This is a genomic window from Sphingobacterium multivorum (genome assembly GCF_900457465.1).
Lineage (GTDB): Bacteria > Bacteroidota > Bacteroidia > Sphingobacteriales > Sphingobacteriaceae > Sphingobacterium > Sphingobacterium multivorum.
Genome location: NZ_UAUU01000011.1, coordinates 1,857,159 through 1,871,622, shown reverse-complemented (window position 1 = coordinate 1,871,622; position 14,464 = coordinate 1,857,159). Strand labels below are relative to the sequence as shown.

The 14,464-nt window shown below is 38.3% G+C and carries 13 protein-coding genes; 3 read left to right on the top strand and 10 right to left on the bottom strand.

Annotated features, from left to right (window positions below; genetic code table 11):
• Positions 1-14: 14 nt before the first annotated feature.
• The 7 genes from DTA23_RS25585 to DTA23_RS25555 form a co-directional block, all read right to left on the bottom strand.
• Positions 15-653, bottom strand: a complete 639-nt coding sequence (locus DTA23_RS25585; protein ID WP_172462512.1) for a retropepsin-like aspartic protease — start codon at positions 651-653, stop codon at positions 15-17.
• A gap of 23 nt (positions 654-676) precedes the next feature.
• Complete coding sequence (locus tag DTA23_RS25580) at positions 677-943, bottom strand: hypothetical protein (protein ID WP_112376387.1); 267 nt, start codon at positions 941-943, stop codon at positions 677-679.
• Positions 944-1,049: 106 nt separating this feature from the next.
• Complete coding sequence (locus tag DTA23_RS25575; RefSeq protein WP_070561083.1) at positions 1,050-1,589, bottom strand: helix-turn-helix domain-containing protein; 540 nt, start codon at positions 1,587-1,589, stop codon at positions 1,050-1,052.
• A 67-nt stretch (positions 1,590-1,656) separates the two neighbouring features.
• The gene (locus tag DTA23_RS25570; RefSeq protein ID WP_070561084.1) at positions 1,657-2,661 is read right to left on the bottom strand and encodes a YihY/virulence factor BrkB family protein; all 1,005 of its coding nucleotides are present in this window, start codon (positions 2,659-2,661) and stop codon (positions 1,657-1,659) included.
• A gap of 65 nt (positions 2,662-2,726) precedes the next feature.
• Positions 2,727-4,007, bottom strand: coding sequence for a hypothetical protein (locus DTA23_RS25565; protein ID WP_115048823.1), 1,281 nt, complete (start codon positions 4,005-4,007; stop codon positions 2,727-2,729).
• 312 nt (positions 4,008-4,319) lie between these two features.
• On the bottom strand, positions 4,320-4,952 hold the full coding sequence (locus DTA23_RS25560; RefSeq protein WP_070561086.1) for a response regulator: 633 nt from the start codon (positions 4,950-4,952) through the stop codon (positions 4,320-4,322).
• A gap of 12 nt (positions 4,953-4,964) precedes the next feature.
• On the bottom strand, positions 4,965-7,115 hold the full coding sequence (locus DTA23_RS25555; RefSeq protein ID WP_172462511.1) for a sensor histidine kinase: 2,151 nt from the start codon (positions 7,113-7,115) through the stop codon (positions 4,965-4,967).
• 250 nt (positions 7,116-7,365) lie between these two features.
• Between DTA23_RS25555 and DTA23_RS25550 the strand changes: the two genes are divergently transcribed.
• Positions 7,366-7,695 carry a DMT family transporter gene (locus DTA23_RS25550; protein WP_112376384.1) on the top strand — a complete coding sequence of 110 codons (330 nt, stop codon included), beginning with the start codon at positions 7,366-7,368 and terminating at the stop codon, positions 7,693-7,695.
• A 53-nt stretch (positions 7,696-7,748) separates the two neighbouring features.
• Complete coding sequence (locus tag DTA23_RS25545; protein WP_112376383.1) at positions 7,749-9,047, top strand: DEAD/DEAH box helicase; 1,299 nt, start codon at positions 7,749-7,751, stop codon at positions 9,045-9,047.
• A 140-nt stretch (positions 9,048-9,187) separates the two neighbouring features.
• Here the strand turns inward: DTA23_RS25545 and DTA23_RS25540 are convergent, their stop codons facing one another.
• The 3 genes from DTA23_RS25540 to recQ form a co-directional block, all read right to left on the bottom strand.
• Complete coding sequence (locus DTA23_RS25540; protein WP_112376382.1) at positions 9,188-10,282, bottom strand: SGNH/GDSL hydrolase family protein; 1,095 nt, start codon at positions 10,280-10,282, stop codon at positions 9,188-9,190.
• Positions 10,283-10,366: 84 nt separating this feature from the next.
• Positions 10,367-11,182 carry a 3-deoxy-8-phosphooctulonate synthase gene (kdsA, locus tag DTA23_RS25535; protein WP_070561091.1) on the bottom strand — a complete coding sequence of 272 codons (816 nt, stop codon included), beginning with the start codon at positions 11,180-11,182 and terminating at the stop codon, positions 10,367-10,369.
• Between the two features lie 14 nt (positions 11,183-11,196).
• Positions 11,197-13,386: a DNA helicase RecQ gene (gene recQ / locus DTA23_RS25530; RefSeq protein ID WP_112376381.1), complete on the bottom strand. Its 2,190-nt coding sequence runs from the start codon at positions 13,384-13,386 to the stop codon at positions 11,197-11,199.
• A 101-nt stretch (positions 13,387-13,487) separates the two neighbouring features.
• Here recQ and DTA23_RS25525 point away from each other — a divergent pair, with 101 nt between their 5' ends.
• Complete coding sequence (locus DTA23_RS25525) at positions 13,488-14,453, top strand: KpsF/GutQ family sugar-phosphate isomerase (protein WP_070561093.1); 966 nt, start codon at positions 13,488-13,490, stop codon at positions 14,451-14,453.
• Positions 14,454-14,464 lie beyond the last annotated feature (11 nt).

Sequence of the window (14,464 nt, the reverse complement as noted above, 5' to 3'; positions counted from 1 at the left end):
GGTCCAATTATGATCTATACCGGTAAAATCTTCCCTAACAGCATCGTACCATCACGACCTGTATCAAAAAGGAACCAAAAATCGTAGTCTTGTTGGTTATGTCTAAAAGCAGCTTTAAACTTGGGTCGGTTTTGCTCATAGTATACTGGAAGCTTTGTATACTTCTTTGCTTTAGTGGGGAGATCGCGATGAATTACCAATTCCATTTTATCATAATCGATTTCAATAATGTGATTTCGAAAGAAACTGTTGCCAATAATAAGATCTTCAAAAGGCTTCATATTACCGACCTCAGTCACTGACACGTTTTTCCAAACAATCGGCCCAATATGCAATTCATTGCCCAGACTTGTCCGCTCGTTATTAAGCCCGTCGGTATTCGCAACTGTCGTAAACGATGAAAATGATAAATCCAGCTGCTTTGCGTTATTTCTATTAACAACGCCAGTTCCAGCTCCTAAATCAAACTGTATCGTAACGTCTTTTTTGTTAATTGTACCGTTCAGGAAAATCCGTGAGCCAATAAGACGAAACGGTATCCGCATCGGAAATAAATTACTATTATCCATTGTGGGTAGATCCGGCGGTAATTGAGCGCTTATACGAACGTGACAAGAATCCGTTCCATTCAATAGTACTATGAAATCATACATCGACCCGGGTTTAGTCATCACAGTCAATTCCTCCTGATCTGTTTTAAAAAAACAACTGTACTTTCTTTTGTTGGAATATTTACGAAATAGACGTCGGGATCTGCCTTGGGATCTGATTTCCAGTCAACATGGCAATAGGCGCCATCTGTAATACCGGCTTTCTCAGATGAAGCTTTGATCAAAGGAATCTTAGCTTGCGGAAAGACGTTCGTCATCGTAAAAAAAGAAAGAATAATAGCAAAGGTAGCCAAGGCAATATGACGTTTCTTCTTTTGATTGTCTGTTTTCATAATTTTGCATTTTTTTGAAGATCAAAGAAAAAAAATACCAGACGAAGAATACCCTTTTACAGCCCGACAATGTCCCGACAGCTAGCCGACAATTGTATAAAAGCACCTATAATATACTTATATCGGGCAAAATACGTGCATGCCCAGCTTTATTTAATCCAATCGCATTTCGCAGTATAATGATTATATTCATAAGTATCCAACATAACGGAATAAGCAATTTCACATTGCTTTTAATACCTACCCAATCGTTCAGTATAAAAATAATAAGCATCAGTAAAACAGCAATTAAAGTCGATACGATTTGAATTGAGATTAACTGGCGAACTTTATATGAATGCTGTTTTTTGAAGAGCATAATTGCGACAGGTACCAAAATATTTAATGGTGGCAATATAGAAAAGGGTAAGGAAGACAGGTTGATAATCTTGATCCATCTCAAGTTTTCTGACTCAAGAGGTATATCATACGCAGAAAACTCCGATTCCTCCACATTCAATGCCTGTGCAAGTGCGCGAAGGGTGTAACCCTTTGGCGACTGCCCCGCTTCAATCCGCTGAATTGTTCTTACTGAAATATTTGATTTTTGCGCTAGTTCCTCTTGTGTTAAATTGAGTTTCTCACGTAATGATTGTAATTTGTTCATAAACAATAGATCGATCTTACCATCAAATTTACAGAATTTGGTGGTAAGAATTCAGTAAATCTAATGTTTATGCTTTCTTGGGGATCGTAGTATCCTCTTCGGTAATCGTCTGCTCCTCTTGTGTTAACGGGGCCGGAGGTATTTCGGTTACATTACGCTCAATTTCCTGCGTTTCAACATGCACGGCATATTGCGAGGGTTCAATAGGGATGCCCATGACAGTGGCGTACTCCCTTGTATAGATCGCACCAAAATATAAAATAGCTGCTGTGTAGTAGACCCAAAGTAAGATCAACACAAATGAACCTGCCGCACCATAGGTATCTTGGGTTGCAGAATGCTCCAGATAGACTCCAATTAAATAACGTCCCAATACAAATAAAATTGACGTAAATAAGGCACCCGCCCGTACGGTCCGCCAGTGAATATTTACATCCGGAAGTGCTTTAAATATGACACTAAATAACAAGAATATAATTCCAAAAGACAATGCAAAGTTAATCCCATCCATTAACATTACGGTCACGTCCGGGAAATAATGCTGTAGCTGATCTGTCAACGCCAATATTACACCATTTACGATGAGTGTAACGACTAATAAAAAGCCCAATCCAATCACCAAAGACGAAGATAACAATCTATCCTGAATCAATTTTAACCAGCCTTTTTTCGGCTTTGCCCTTACGTGCCAAATTTTGTTAATCGAATTCTGTATATCCCCAAAAACCGTCGTTGCTCCTAAAACCAATGTAATGCTACTGATAAGCAACGCCAGGTTTGATTTTCCCGAAAGCTGCAAATTCTGAATAACTTCTTGAATCTGTTTTGCAGCATTGCTTCCCACCAAACCGCGGAGTTCCAGGAATACTTTCCCTTCAATCGCATCCTCACCATAAAAAATTCCAGCTAAGGCAATCATTAAAACCAATATAGGACCAATAGAGAAAACAGTATAATAAGATAATGAAGCACTATATTTCATCGAATCCTCATTCAAAAATCCAGCCACCGTACTCTTTAAAATTCGCCAATAGGTTTTCACCTTACTTCTACTTTTAGTTCGTTTATCCATGTTCTTGTACTTTGTACTCCAAAACAAACCATTGAGAAGCTAAGAATGTTTGTCGTTAACGCGTTTTAATGCGAGTAGTCTCCTATTGTTCCCTGGAGAACCAAGCGATTGTGGTCTGCAACTTTAAGGCTCAGCGTAATGTCTGACGCGATCGTTTTCAATAATAGAATCGGTGATATTTTAGCCTCATTTGGCCAATCCGCCAAATGAACTGCCACATGGGATAGTTCAACCGTCTTATTGTAAGCTACGTTAAGTTTATCAATATCCTTTGATGTGGACAGCAAACTAAATCCCTTATCTTGTTTTTGAAACCAGTGATAAAATAATTTATTGGGGAGGAATCTACTCATGTCGCTATCTCCACGCATGGCTATTCTTACATCCGGAACTTTCGTTTCGTACGGTGTTTTCTCTTCGATCGTTTCAAAATTTTCATCAACCGCATAATTTATAATGGTATCTGTTTGAATGACCTTATTTTTCAAAATTTCAATATCGACGTAATTTCCATCCAAATGTGTTATAATAGAATCGGCGGCTAAAGGGAGTTCACTAAGTAGTTGTTTTAGCTGATTTTTAAATTGACTATTGGGTATATTGATCCAAGCTTTACCAATGTATTTTGCGGAAGCGAGTTCTCTCACAAGATATTCCTTTGGAAAATTCCAATCTGTTGAGAAAAATTCGCCGGATACTTCGACATGGTCTCCTTTCAAATCAAGTTCGATAAAATTATCTGTTGAAATATTGCTATAACGCAGTGATTTTCCGGTCAACGTGCTTGGACGGTTGATAAATTGTTCTATGGTAACCCGGTCCTCTTTTGATTGAATTAGCTGAAGCATTTCTTCCTTCTTTGTATCAAGATCAAAGCCTAGACCTAGCAGCAGATCATCCCCTTTCCAGATAAAGGCGATTTTACTCGGTTGATGATAGGCATAGCTCACATCAGGGGCGAGATTACTTTCCACCGCACCAACCTGTAATACATCCTTTAGAAAGGTCAAAAATTGTTGTTTATTTTTTAGCTGAAAAAAAGCATAAAAGTTTTTTGGATGCGGTTCCAAAGCAAAAAGAAATACATTCGCTTTGATATCAATACCATTATCTTTGAGTTTACTTAGTTTTTTGCCAAAATCCTGTCCCTCTTTCGGCGCTGACTGCCATTTATTAAAAAACTGATTCAGCAGGATATCATCCAATGATATGGTCAACAAAGCCTTACTTTTTTTATGGACCAATGATTTATAGGATTCTTGCTGTCGTAGTATATATCCGCCCCAGGCGACAATCGCTAACAGTACGAGGACAGCTATCGTCCAAAGCATTATTTTTTTAATCATAACAATTGAATCAGTAATTTTTGGTAGTTTATCTCGTAAAGAACTATCTGACAGACCCCTCAACTAAGAAATTAGATTCCGCAGTATTGAGCTCCTTAAGAAAATCCTAGATTTAAAATTTTGTTCTGAAACCTATTCGATTTAAAATAGATCAATGAATCAAAGGCTGAAACAATATCTTCTCTGAAAAGAGCGTAAAAACTAGGTTTCAGCAATGCACTTGATACCTTCTATTTTAAAATCAATAATAGCAAAAGTATCAAATGCCTGGGGATCTTTTCATCCCTGAAATCAGGGAATTGGGGAGTCTAATTAGGCTTCCCGAATTAATCCGTATTCTATAGCCGATTTTACTGCCGCAGTAACACTTTTGGTTTGAAATTTTTCCATTAGATTTTTGCGATGGCTCTCTACCGTATGTGAACTGATAAACAATGAATCGGCAATTTGATTTGTTGTCATTCCTTGCGCCACGAAAGTAAGCACCTCTTTCTCGCGACGTGTCAATTTTGGCACCTGCTTAAGCCCCATTTCCACCTTCTTGTTCAGGATCGCCTGCGTTTTCTCACAGAGATACCTTTTGCCGACAAGAACAGCGGAAATGGCAGCAATTATTTCATCACCATTTGCATTTTTCTGTAGATAGGCATTGGCACCCTCATTTAAAATGCTGTTAATCACTGCAAATTCATTATGTACACTAAACGCAATAATTTTCAAATCCTTATTGCTTTCCTTTAGACCTTTAACCAAATCGATACCGTTAGCATCCGGCAGATTGATATCGAGCAGCAATACCAATGGCATATCAGCAGGAATACGATGGAACAGTTCAGTGGCGCTGGAATACATGCCCACAACTTCAAAATCTTCATGCGCATTTATAATGTTTTTCAATCCCTCAAGTAGCAAAGGGTGATCGTCTGTAATCGCTATTTTTATCATTTTTCCAAAAAGTTAAATCATAGGTAATTCCAATTCTATGGTTGTACCCGCTCCATTCTCCGACATAACCTTCATTTCCCCGTGTAGAAACGAAAGTCTTGACCGCACATTATGCATTCCCGCAGAGTGCTGCAAATCGACACTTTCCATATCAAAACCCTTGCCATCATCTTCAATAGTAATATGTAAACGTTTATTATGTGAAGAAAGCTGTATTAAAATGTTGGCCGCATTAGCATGTTTCAACGCGTTATTCACCAATTCTTGAATAATTCTGTACAAAGAAATTTCCTGTTCCGTGCTTAAGGTTGATTCAAATTGTAAAAATTCACATTCTACTTGACATGTCGATTGACTCATTCGGTTTGCATAGTCTCTTAAAGTTTCTTTCAAACCATATTTTACAATTAAATCTGGCATAAGATTATGTGCAAGCCGGCGAAGTTCATCTACAGCCCCGTCCAGCAAATCAATACTTCGATCGATTCCTTCTTTCATGGATTCCTGCTCCAATACATTTTTATTTATGGCTGATAATCCCAATTTGGTACTTGACAGCAAACCTCCTAATCCATCATGCAGGTCGCGAGCAAGACGGGTACGCTCTTTCTCTTCCCCGGCCAGCATTGCAGTCAGGTTTTTAATGGCATGTTGTTGATTATTCTTTTCCATCTCCAGCTCATGCAAATGAACCTTCTGCTTCAAGGCCTTTGAACGTTGCCAATACGCATAAAACAGCAAAACAATCACAACCAAACAACTGACGAACAACCAAATATAAATTGAATTCATTCGTGATTTAAAGGCAATTTGCTTTTTTGACACGTCAAGTTCTTGCAAGCGCTGTTCATTTTCCAGTTGGCTTAATTGCAAATCCTGTTCCTTTTTATCCCGTTCAAGTTGGAGTACCTTGAGCTGTTGTGTTCGATTGAGTTCATTTAATTTCAAATTCTCCACCAGTTGACGTTGTCTATCGTTCAAGACTTTCATCAGCTTGATCTGCTGTTCCTTTTTCTCGCCTTCCAATCGAAGCCGCATTAACTTTTGGTTTTGCAATTCACGCTCATACTTTAGCTCAAGTTGCTTCGTCTTATCCAGTTTATCCGAATTAAATGCTTTTTCAAATACATCTATGTAACTTTTTTGATAATTGAAAGCTTCCTCATATTTACCCTCTTCAACACTTACTTCAGCCAGTCTGCTAAACAGGCTTAACCCGACTTGGTAATCATAATGGGGCTCTCTTTGAAGATTGTGCAGTGCCTGCTGCAGATATCTTTTTCCTTCCTCTCGATGCCCGGCTTTGAAAGATTCATCAGCGAGGATACCGTAAGCAGGTATTGTAATGGCATATTGTCCCGTTTCAGCAGCAATATCTAAGGCCTGTTTCGCATATGATATTGCTTTTTTACCACCATTTTCTGGATAAAACTCATGGTACAGATTCGCTAAATTAACAGAAACGTAAGCTAAATCTGTTGGATTAACAAGATGTTTCTCGTTCTTTTCTACCAAATTGTAAGCCTCAACATAGTGTTGTTCAGCTTTCCTTAATAGATTTTGGTCTGCATTATTGGATCTATACTCCTCTTCAAATAGGTAACCAGCCTGCATGTAAGCGTCAAATAGGCTATTGACATTCTTTCCTTCCTTAGCCGTTTCCAGCAAAAGCGTGGTATACTTTTCTTGAAAATCATAATTGCGTTGGTTTGCATAGATCGCTGTAAGCTCCTTATAAACTGCCAATTTTCGGGCGATATTTGCCTCAGTCGGTGGCGCCTTCTCTAAAAATGAAATTGCTTTATGGAATTGGGAAACAGCCTCATCCTCTTTATTCTGTCGTGTCATAACCCATCCATCACAATAATGAACATACCCCTTTATTCCATTATCGTTAACTATGGGGAGTACAGATTTAGCATGTTCTAAATAATAGCGTGATTTTTCAAATGCTTGATCATTAAAACTGTTCATGGCAGCAATACAATTCAAATAGGCATAATATTGCTTGTCAGGATAATTTCTGGCCAACTGAATATTATCATTAAGCAATTGACTGGCCAGCGCTTTTTCATTACTAAAATATAGGGCTTGTGCATATTTACCCGTTAACACAAACCGTTCTTTACTTCCTAAAGGAATACTGTAATACGACTTCTGCAAATCTTGCAGCTGTTCTTGCGCAACAATAGCATCGCAAAAGCACAATAAAACAAAGAATATTAGTACAGATTTCCAAAAAGTTCGAACATGCCCCATAAAATCAAATCTAGCGTCTAGCTATGTGAATTGGCCAAACATAGATAAAATTGCTCTTATACGCAATTCGTTGTCTCGAAAATAAATTAACTTCCCCCTGTTATTGACCTAATTAACCGAACCTTGCTGAGCAAAAAATTGTACCTTTGTAACAATGAAGTACATCTATCTTTTTCTTGCTATAGCCGCAGAGATATTTGCAACCACTTTCCTCAAGAAGTCTGCGGGTTTTACCCTTATAAAGCCTACCATTCTCTGTATTGTAGGCTATATTATTGCCTTCTATTTTTTAAGTATCACACTTAAATACCTGCCCGTCGGAATATCCTACGCAATTTGGTCTGGCGTTGGTATTGTAGCCATTACGCTTATTGGTATGTTCTTATTTAAACAGATTCCCGATACAGCAGCCATTATCGGTATGGTCTTGATTGTTGTTGGCGTCATTATTATCAATCTGTTTTCAAAAATGGGCGCACATTAGTTGATCTAAGATCAAAATTTGTATTTTTGTAACTTACATAAATAAAAGGATACGTGTCGTTAGAGAAACTAAAACTTAGCAAAAGATTGACTGCTACGATGACCGAACTCGGTTATCTTGCTCCAAAGGAAATTCAAAGTAGATGCATTTCCAGAATTCTTGGTGGACAGGATGTGATTGCCATCGCTCCGGAAGGTGCAGGCAAAACCACAACTTATGTCTTATCTACCTTGATGAAGTTGAAATTCACAACAGATGAAGCTCCGAAGTTTTTGATCTTGGCGCCTAATGAAGAACGTATCGACGAAATTGTTGAGAGATTCTATCAATTAAGCAAAAATAAAGATCTTCGCATCATTGGATTGCGGGCTTCAGGCAGCATGGAAGAAGAAATCGAAGAACTGGTTGATGGAAAAGACATTGTTGTAGCTACCCCAAATCGTGCAAGAGCTATCTATCTTAAATTGGCTTTGAATCTCAACCGTATTCAGACACTGATTATCGATGATGCTGAAGAGATTATCAAACAAGGAATGCAAAATACGGTAAGGGAATTAGCCGAAAGCTGCGGAAAAGTACAACATTTAGTTTTCAGTACTGTTGAACACCAAAAACTTTATGACATGATCGACAATTTCATGAATGAAAATTGTGCCTCGGTCGAAATAGATGAACTTGAGAATGACACTGTCGACACCCTAGATCTATTATTATATCATGTTCCTAATTTCACAACAAAGATCAATTTATTAAATCTTCTGTTGCAGGATAAAGAAGTATTTCAAAAAGTAGTCGTCTTTGTAAATTCGAAGCTTACTGCCCAAAAGTTGGCCAGCAGTTTGTTCAGTAGCAATAAAGAAGAAATTGCTATCCTCAATCCATTGTTCTATGATGATTTTGGCTATGAGACGATGGAAGATTTCAAGGAAAATAGTCAATCTCGTGTCCTAATAATTGCACGGGAAAATACGAACGATGTAGACCTTTCCGCTGTTCCATTCATTTTTCAATTTGAGTTACCAAATGAAAAGGAGGAATTCTTAAATCATCTTGTTAAAAATGACGAAAATGAAGAATCAGTCGTGTTGACTTTCACAACAGATCTGGAATTACCCATGGTTAAAAAAATAGAACAGGCTGTCGGTAAAAGAATGGATGTTTTGGAACTGCCTGAGGATCTTGTAATCTATAATCCCATCACCGACAAAAAGAAAAAGTCGAGCAAGGAGGAAGATAAAGAAGATCTTTCCCGAGGTGGCGCATTCCACCAAAAGAAAGAAAGCAATGCCAAGACTTTTAATTATGGCGGTGGCGAAAAGGCAAAAATGACCATGAAAATGAAAAAGAAATAAAAAAGGGAAGTTTTAAACTTCCCTTTTTTAAATAACAGCATACTGTTATCATTTTATCAACAAATCCCTTTCATACACAATTTCCCTTCGATGAGGTAAATTCGAAATACTGCTATGGTGAAGTCCTCGTTGACTGTAGTTTACTTGAGAATTTTCTTCAACAATTTAATATACGCATTTGCGATTCTTTCCATACCTTGATCATTTGGATGAGCGTAGTCAACGGTCGAATTCAGATCCAGATTAAGGTCTTGACTCGACAATAAGAAAAGCTGACGGATTCCTTTTGATTGTAATTTTTCAATAGTCGCCTTCAGCACACGGCTACTTTGCTGGTATTCCGCATTTTTATCTTCATTAAAGACTTCGGCTATGCTCCCCGAACTATGCTGTGTCAAAATAATGGGTGTCGTCGGATGTTCTTTTCTTAAAAATGTCACCGCATTGACCAACAGTGAATCCAATTGCTTTTCTGTTAGCGACTTTGAAATAGCAAGATTAGGAATACAATCCAACACATAACAGGCAGCATCAACACTATTCATCACATTCAAAATCGGTTGTTCCAATCGACCGTTACCAGAAAAGCATAAGTTGATCATTTCATGGTCAAACGCACGTCCCACTTGGTTGGTCCAAGCTAAGCCTGGGCGACTGGTACAGGCCCCCTGTCCAATCGAGGTCCCATACACAACAATAGGTTTGGCTGCTGTGGTATGGGTATACGTTAATTTAGCGGTATTTGGCACACCAATCTTTAACCACTTAACCGTATTGTATAGCGGAAGATATAAGCGGTAATTAAATTTTCCATTGCGCCCTATATTCTTCCATGTATAAGAAATGGTATCCGAAAAATCATAATTGCCATAAGCCCATTTCCATTCCTTGTTTACAGTATCATAAGCATAAAGATCAAGCCCACTGACACCTGTTGTTGGCATATGGGGCATATTTAAACCGCCAGCCACTTGGTATTGAACCGTAATCTCAGGTGAAGTAGTTTGAAAGTCAATATAGAACCCCGCACTATTCTTCCCCAGTTCCCATACGGGTTTACGTACCTGGCTTTCCAGTTCATCCGGAAGTCTATTGAAGGCCGAAAGCTTCTGATTCTCCAGCCTACCTTCCACATGCTTATCTTCTAGTGGAGAAAACCAACTATAACTCTCCTGCGCTTTGATGGCAGAAAAAGACAACAACAAAAACGCTGTCAATGCAACTTTTGAGAACATACAATAATTTAGCTTTAAGTTTGGTGTAATTGATTATAAAAAAGGAGCCTATTGGCTCCTTTCTATTGCGATTTATTTATTATACTATAAAATAGCTTGTCTAACTCGGACCAGTTTTTCCATCAAGCCTTCAAGTAAATCCAAATGTAACATATTGGCGCCATCAGACTTCGCATTTGCCGGATCAGGATGTGTTTCTATAAACAGGCCGTCGGCTCCCACCGCTATTGCAGCTTTGGCTATTGTTTCAATTAATGCTGGTTTCCCTCCTGTTACGCCAGAAGTTTGATTCGGTTGTTGTAAGGAATGTGTACAGTCCATTATTGTGGGCACGTTAAAAGAACGCATTTCGGGAATCCCGCGATAATCTACAATGAGATCCTGATAGCCGAACGTATTACCGCGATCAGTTAAAAAAACCTTCTCATTTCCAGATTCCACGATCTTATCCACTGCAAATTTCATAGATCCAGCACTCAAAAACTGACCTTTCTTTACATTGACGACCTTGTTCGTTTTTGCTGCTGCAACTAATAAGTCAGTCTGTCTGCACAAAAATGCTGGAATTTGAAGAACGTCAACGTATGCGGCTGCCATTTCCGCCTCATGGCTCTCATGGATATCCGTCACCGTCGGTACACCAAAAGTTTTCCCAACTTTCTCTAAAATCTTCAACGCTTTCTCATCACCTATCCCCATAAATGAATCTAGCCGCGATCTATTGGCCTTACGGTAAGATCCCTTGAAAATGTACGGAATATTTAGTTTATCTGTAATTGTAACAATCTTTTCAGCAATACGCAAAGCGATTTCTTCTCCTTCAATTGCACATGGCCCCGCCATTAAAAAGAAATTCTGCGATGTCCCATTCTTGATTTCGGGAATGTATTTGTTAATCATATAATTATAAAAAATTAATTGCCGAGTTCTGATAAAAATTTGATTCGCATCAATTGGAGATCCTCATAGCTATAATCGTCTCCACCTAATTCTTTAAGCGCATCATTAATTGAATCAGTCTCTGCTGTCTTAAAATAGTCATATACCTCATCTTGACGATCCTCATCTATGACCTCATCAATAAAGTAATTGATATTGATTTTCGTTCCTGCGTTTACGATCGTCTCAATTTCTTTCAATATTTCTTCATAAGTTATCCCCTTAGCTGAGGCAATATCATCTAATGCAATTTTACGATCGATATTTTGAATAATAGACACTTTTAATGCCGATTTATTAGCTGTACTCTTAATGACAAGATCCACAGGTCTATCAATTTCATTCTCCTCAACATAGTCTTTGATCAAGGCAATAAATGGGGCACCAAATTTAATCGCTTTACCATTCCCTACCCCCTGAATCTGTTTCAACTCATCGATAGCAATTGGATAATGTGTACACATTTCTTCCAGCGAAGGATCTTGAAAGATAACAAACGGCGGCAGGGACTTGCCCTTTGCAATTTTCTTACGTAAATCTTTAAGCATTCCCAACAAGACGGTATCTAAGGCCCCTGTACCCTGGCCTGTATCTTCCGAACTTGTATTATCCCCCCCTTCAATTGGACGATTCAAAACAAATTTTAGTTGATAAGGATTATCCAGATAATGACGACCAATAGCTGTCAATTTTAAAAGGCCATAATGATCAATATCTTTTTCGATAAAGTTATCAAGCACTGCCTGCCTAAGTAAGGATTTCCAATAAATAACACCTTTATCTTTGCCCTTTCCAAAAAGACGATGTTCATCATGTTTATAGGCGGATACGGGTTGGTTGTTTTGGCCGATCATGACGTTAATCACGTGATGATCATCAAATTTTTCACCCTGTTCTTGAATAAAGCCCAATACATCTTTTAAAGCGTCTTCGGCCTCAAAATATTCTTTTTCCGAACGACAATTATCACACATATTATTACAGCCCTGCTCGTCAAAATTTTCTCCAAAATAATGAAGAATCTGTTTACGGCGACATACTGCAGACTCCGAATAATCAATAACCTCTTTTAAGATCTGTGTGCCAATCTCACGTTCAGCCACAGGTTTATCTTTCATAAACTTGGTCAGTTTTTCAACATCTTTTTCCGAATAAAAAGCCAAGCAATAACCATCGCCCCCATCACGTCCAGCACGTCCAGTTTCCTGATAATATCCCTCCATGGATTTAGGAATATCGTGGTGAATCACATAACGAACATCAGGTTTATCTATTCCCATACCAAAAGCAATGGTAGCCACAATCACTTCGACATCCTCCATCAAAAATTTATCCTGTGTATCTGCTCTTGTTTTGGCGTCTAAACCCGCGTGGTAAGGTAAAGCTTTGATGCCATTTAGGTTCAAAACCTCACTGATTTCTTCTACCTTTTTACGGCTCAAACAATAGACAATGCCCGTCTTACCCGATTTGGTTTTAATAAAACGTACAATTTCTTTTACGACATCTTTTTTAGGTCTTACCTCGTAATATAAGTTGCTACGATTAAATGATGACTTAAATAAAACAGCATCAGTCATCTGCAAATTTTTACGAATATCAGACTGTACTTTAGGTGTTGCTGTCGCTGTAAGCGCAATAATAGGAATATTGGCCCCTATTTCATTAATGACCTGGCGTATTTTACGATATTCTGGTCTAAAATCGTGTCCCCATTCGGAAATACAATGCGCTTCGTCAACCGCTACAAATGACACGGTGATTTGGTGTAAGAAGTCCAAATTGTCTTGCTTAGCAAGAGATTCCGGAGCGACATACAGCAATTTGGTCTTCCCAGCGATTACATCATCCTTAACCTTTGTAATCTCACTTTTATTCAATGAAGAATTCAAAAAATGAGCGATACTATCTTCGCCACCGAATGCACGAAGCTGATCTACTTGGTTTTTCATTAAAGCAATCAACGGAGAAATAACAATTGCAGTTCCCTCACTCATCAGTGCTGGAAGTTGATAGCAAATTGATTTCCCTCCTCCGGTTGGCATAATTACAAACGTGTCTCTCCGTTGAAGAATACTGGTTATAATTGCCTCCTGATCCCCCTTAAAAGTATCAAAACCAAAAAAATCTTGTAAATTGTCGAAAAGTGATTTTTCTATTTCCATTGCGCCTTGGGCAAAAATAAGATAGATAAATGAAGAAATAATCTTGAAAAATAATCTATTTTTGCAATCTATTCTAATACATAAAAGTAAGAGTATTTTTTGTGAAAAACAACTACGAAATAAAAAATATAGCTATTCAAGCTATTCAAGAAGAAGCCAAGGCAGTAGCTGCTTTAGCTCAATATATTGATGATGATTTTGTTACCGTTGTCGATCGTATTCTTAATTTGCACGGCCGAGTTATTGTAACTGGAATTGGTAAAAGCGCTATTATCGCTCAAAAGATAGTTGCAACGCTCAATTCGACAGGTACACCATCGATTTTTATGCATGCTGCTGATGCTATCCATGGAGATCTTGGTATCATCCAACAAAATGATTTGATTATTGCCATCTCTAAAAGTGGTAATACACCTGAGATTAAAGTACTTGTTCCCTTTTTAAAACAGACAAAGAATGTATTGGTTGCTTTGGTCGGAAATACAGATTCCTACCTCGCTAAAAATGCCGACTATATTTTAAATACCACCGTTGAGAAAGAAGCTTGTCCCAACAACCTTGCACCAACTTCAAGTACAACTGCTCAGTTGGCAATGGGTGATGCGCTTGCCGTGGTATTACAAGAGTGCCGTGATTTCACGGATAAAGATTTTGCAAAATACCATCCAGGAGGAGCATTAGGCAAAAAGCTGTACTTAAGAGTCGGCGATCTATCCGATCAGAATGGCAAACCTAGCGTCCCACAACAAGCCACAGTAAGTGATATCATCATCACCATAACACAGTTTAGACTGGGAGCTGTCGCCGTGTTGGATGATGAAAACATACTTGGCATCATCACAGATGGTGATATCCGCCGTATGCTGGAGAAACACACGGATTTAGCGACAATTACTGCCGCCGATATCATGGGAAAATCACCTAAAATTATCGATAAAGATGAATTGGCCGCCAATGCGCTCCATATTATGCGTGAAAACAACATCACACAACTATTGGTTTCCGACAAAGGAAATTACGCTGGTGTTATCCACATACAGGATCTATTGAAAGAAGGGATAATATAACTGTAATAAAG

What these genes read in the sequence shown, in the direction of transcription:
- DTA23_RS25585 (WP_172462512.1), bottom strand. Translation starts at nt 653, where the DNA reads ATGTATGATTTCATAGTACTATTGAATGGAACGGATTCTTGTCACGTT.
- DTA23_RS25580 (WP_112376387.1), bottom strand. Translation starts at nt 943, where the DNA reads ATGAAAACAGACAATCAAAAGAAGAAACGTCATATTGCCTTGGCTACC.
- DTA23_RS25575 (WP_070561083.1), bottom strand. Translation starts at nt 1,589, where the DNA reads ATGAACAAATTACAATCATTACGTGAGAAACTCAATTTAACACAAGAG.
- DTA23_RS25570 (WP_070561084.1), bottom strand. Translation starts at nt 2,661, where the DNA reads ATGGATAAACGAACTAAAAGTAGAAGTAAGGTGAAAACCTATTGGCGA.
- DTA23_RS25565 (WP_115048823.1), bottom strand. Translation starts at nt 4,007, where the DNA reads ATGATTAAAAAAATAATGCTTTGGACGATAGCTGTCCTCGTACTGTTA.
- DTA23_RS25560 (WP_070561086.1), bottom strand. Translation starts at nt 4,952, where the DNA reads ATGATAAAAATAGCGATTACAGACGATCACCCTTTGCTACTTGAGGGA.
- DTA23_RS25550 (WP_112376384.1), top strand. Translation starts at nt 7,366, where the DNA reads ATGAAGTACATCTATCTTTTTCTTGCTATAGCCGCAGAGATATTTGCA.
- DTA23_RS25540 (WP_112376382.1), bottom strand. Translation starts at nt 10,282, where the DNA reads ATGTTCTCAAAAGTTGCATTGACAGCGTTTTTGTTGTTGTCTTTTTCT.
- kdsA (WP_070561091.1), bottom strand. Translation starts at nt 11,182, where the DNA reads ATGATTAACAAATACATTCCCGAAATCAAGAATGGGACATCGCAGAAT.
- recQ (WP_112376381.1), bottom strand. Translation starts at nt 13,386, where the DNA reads ATGGAAATAGAAAAATCACTTTTCGACAATTTACAAGATTTTTTTGGT.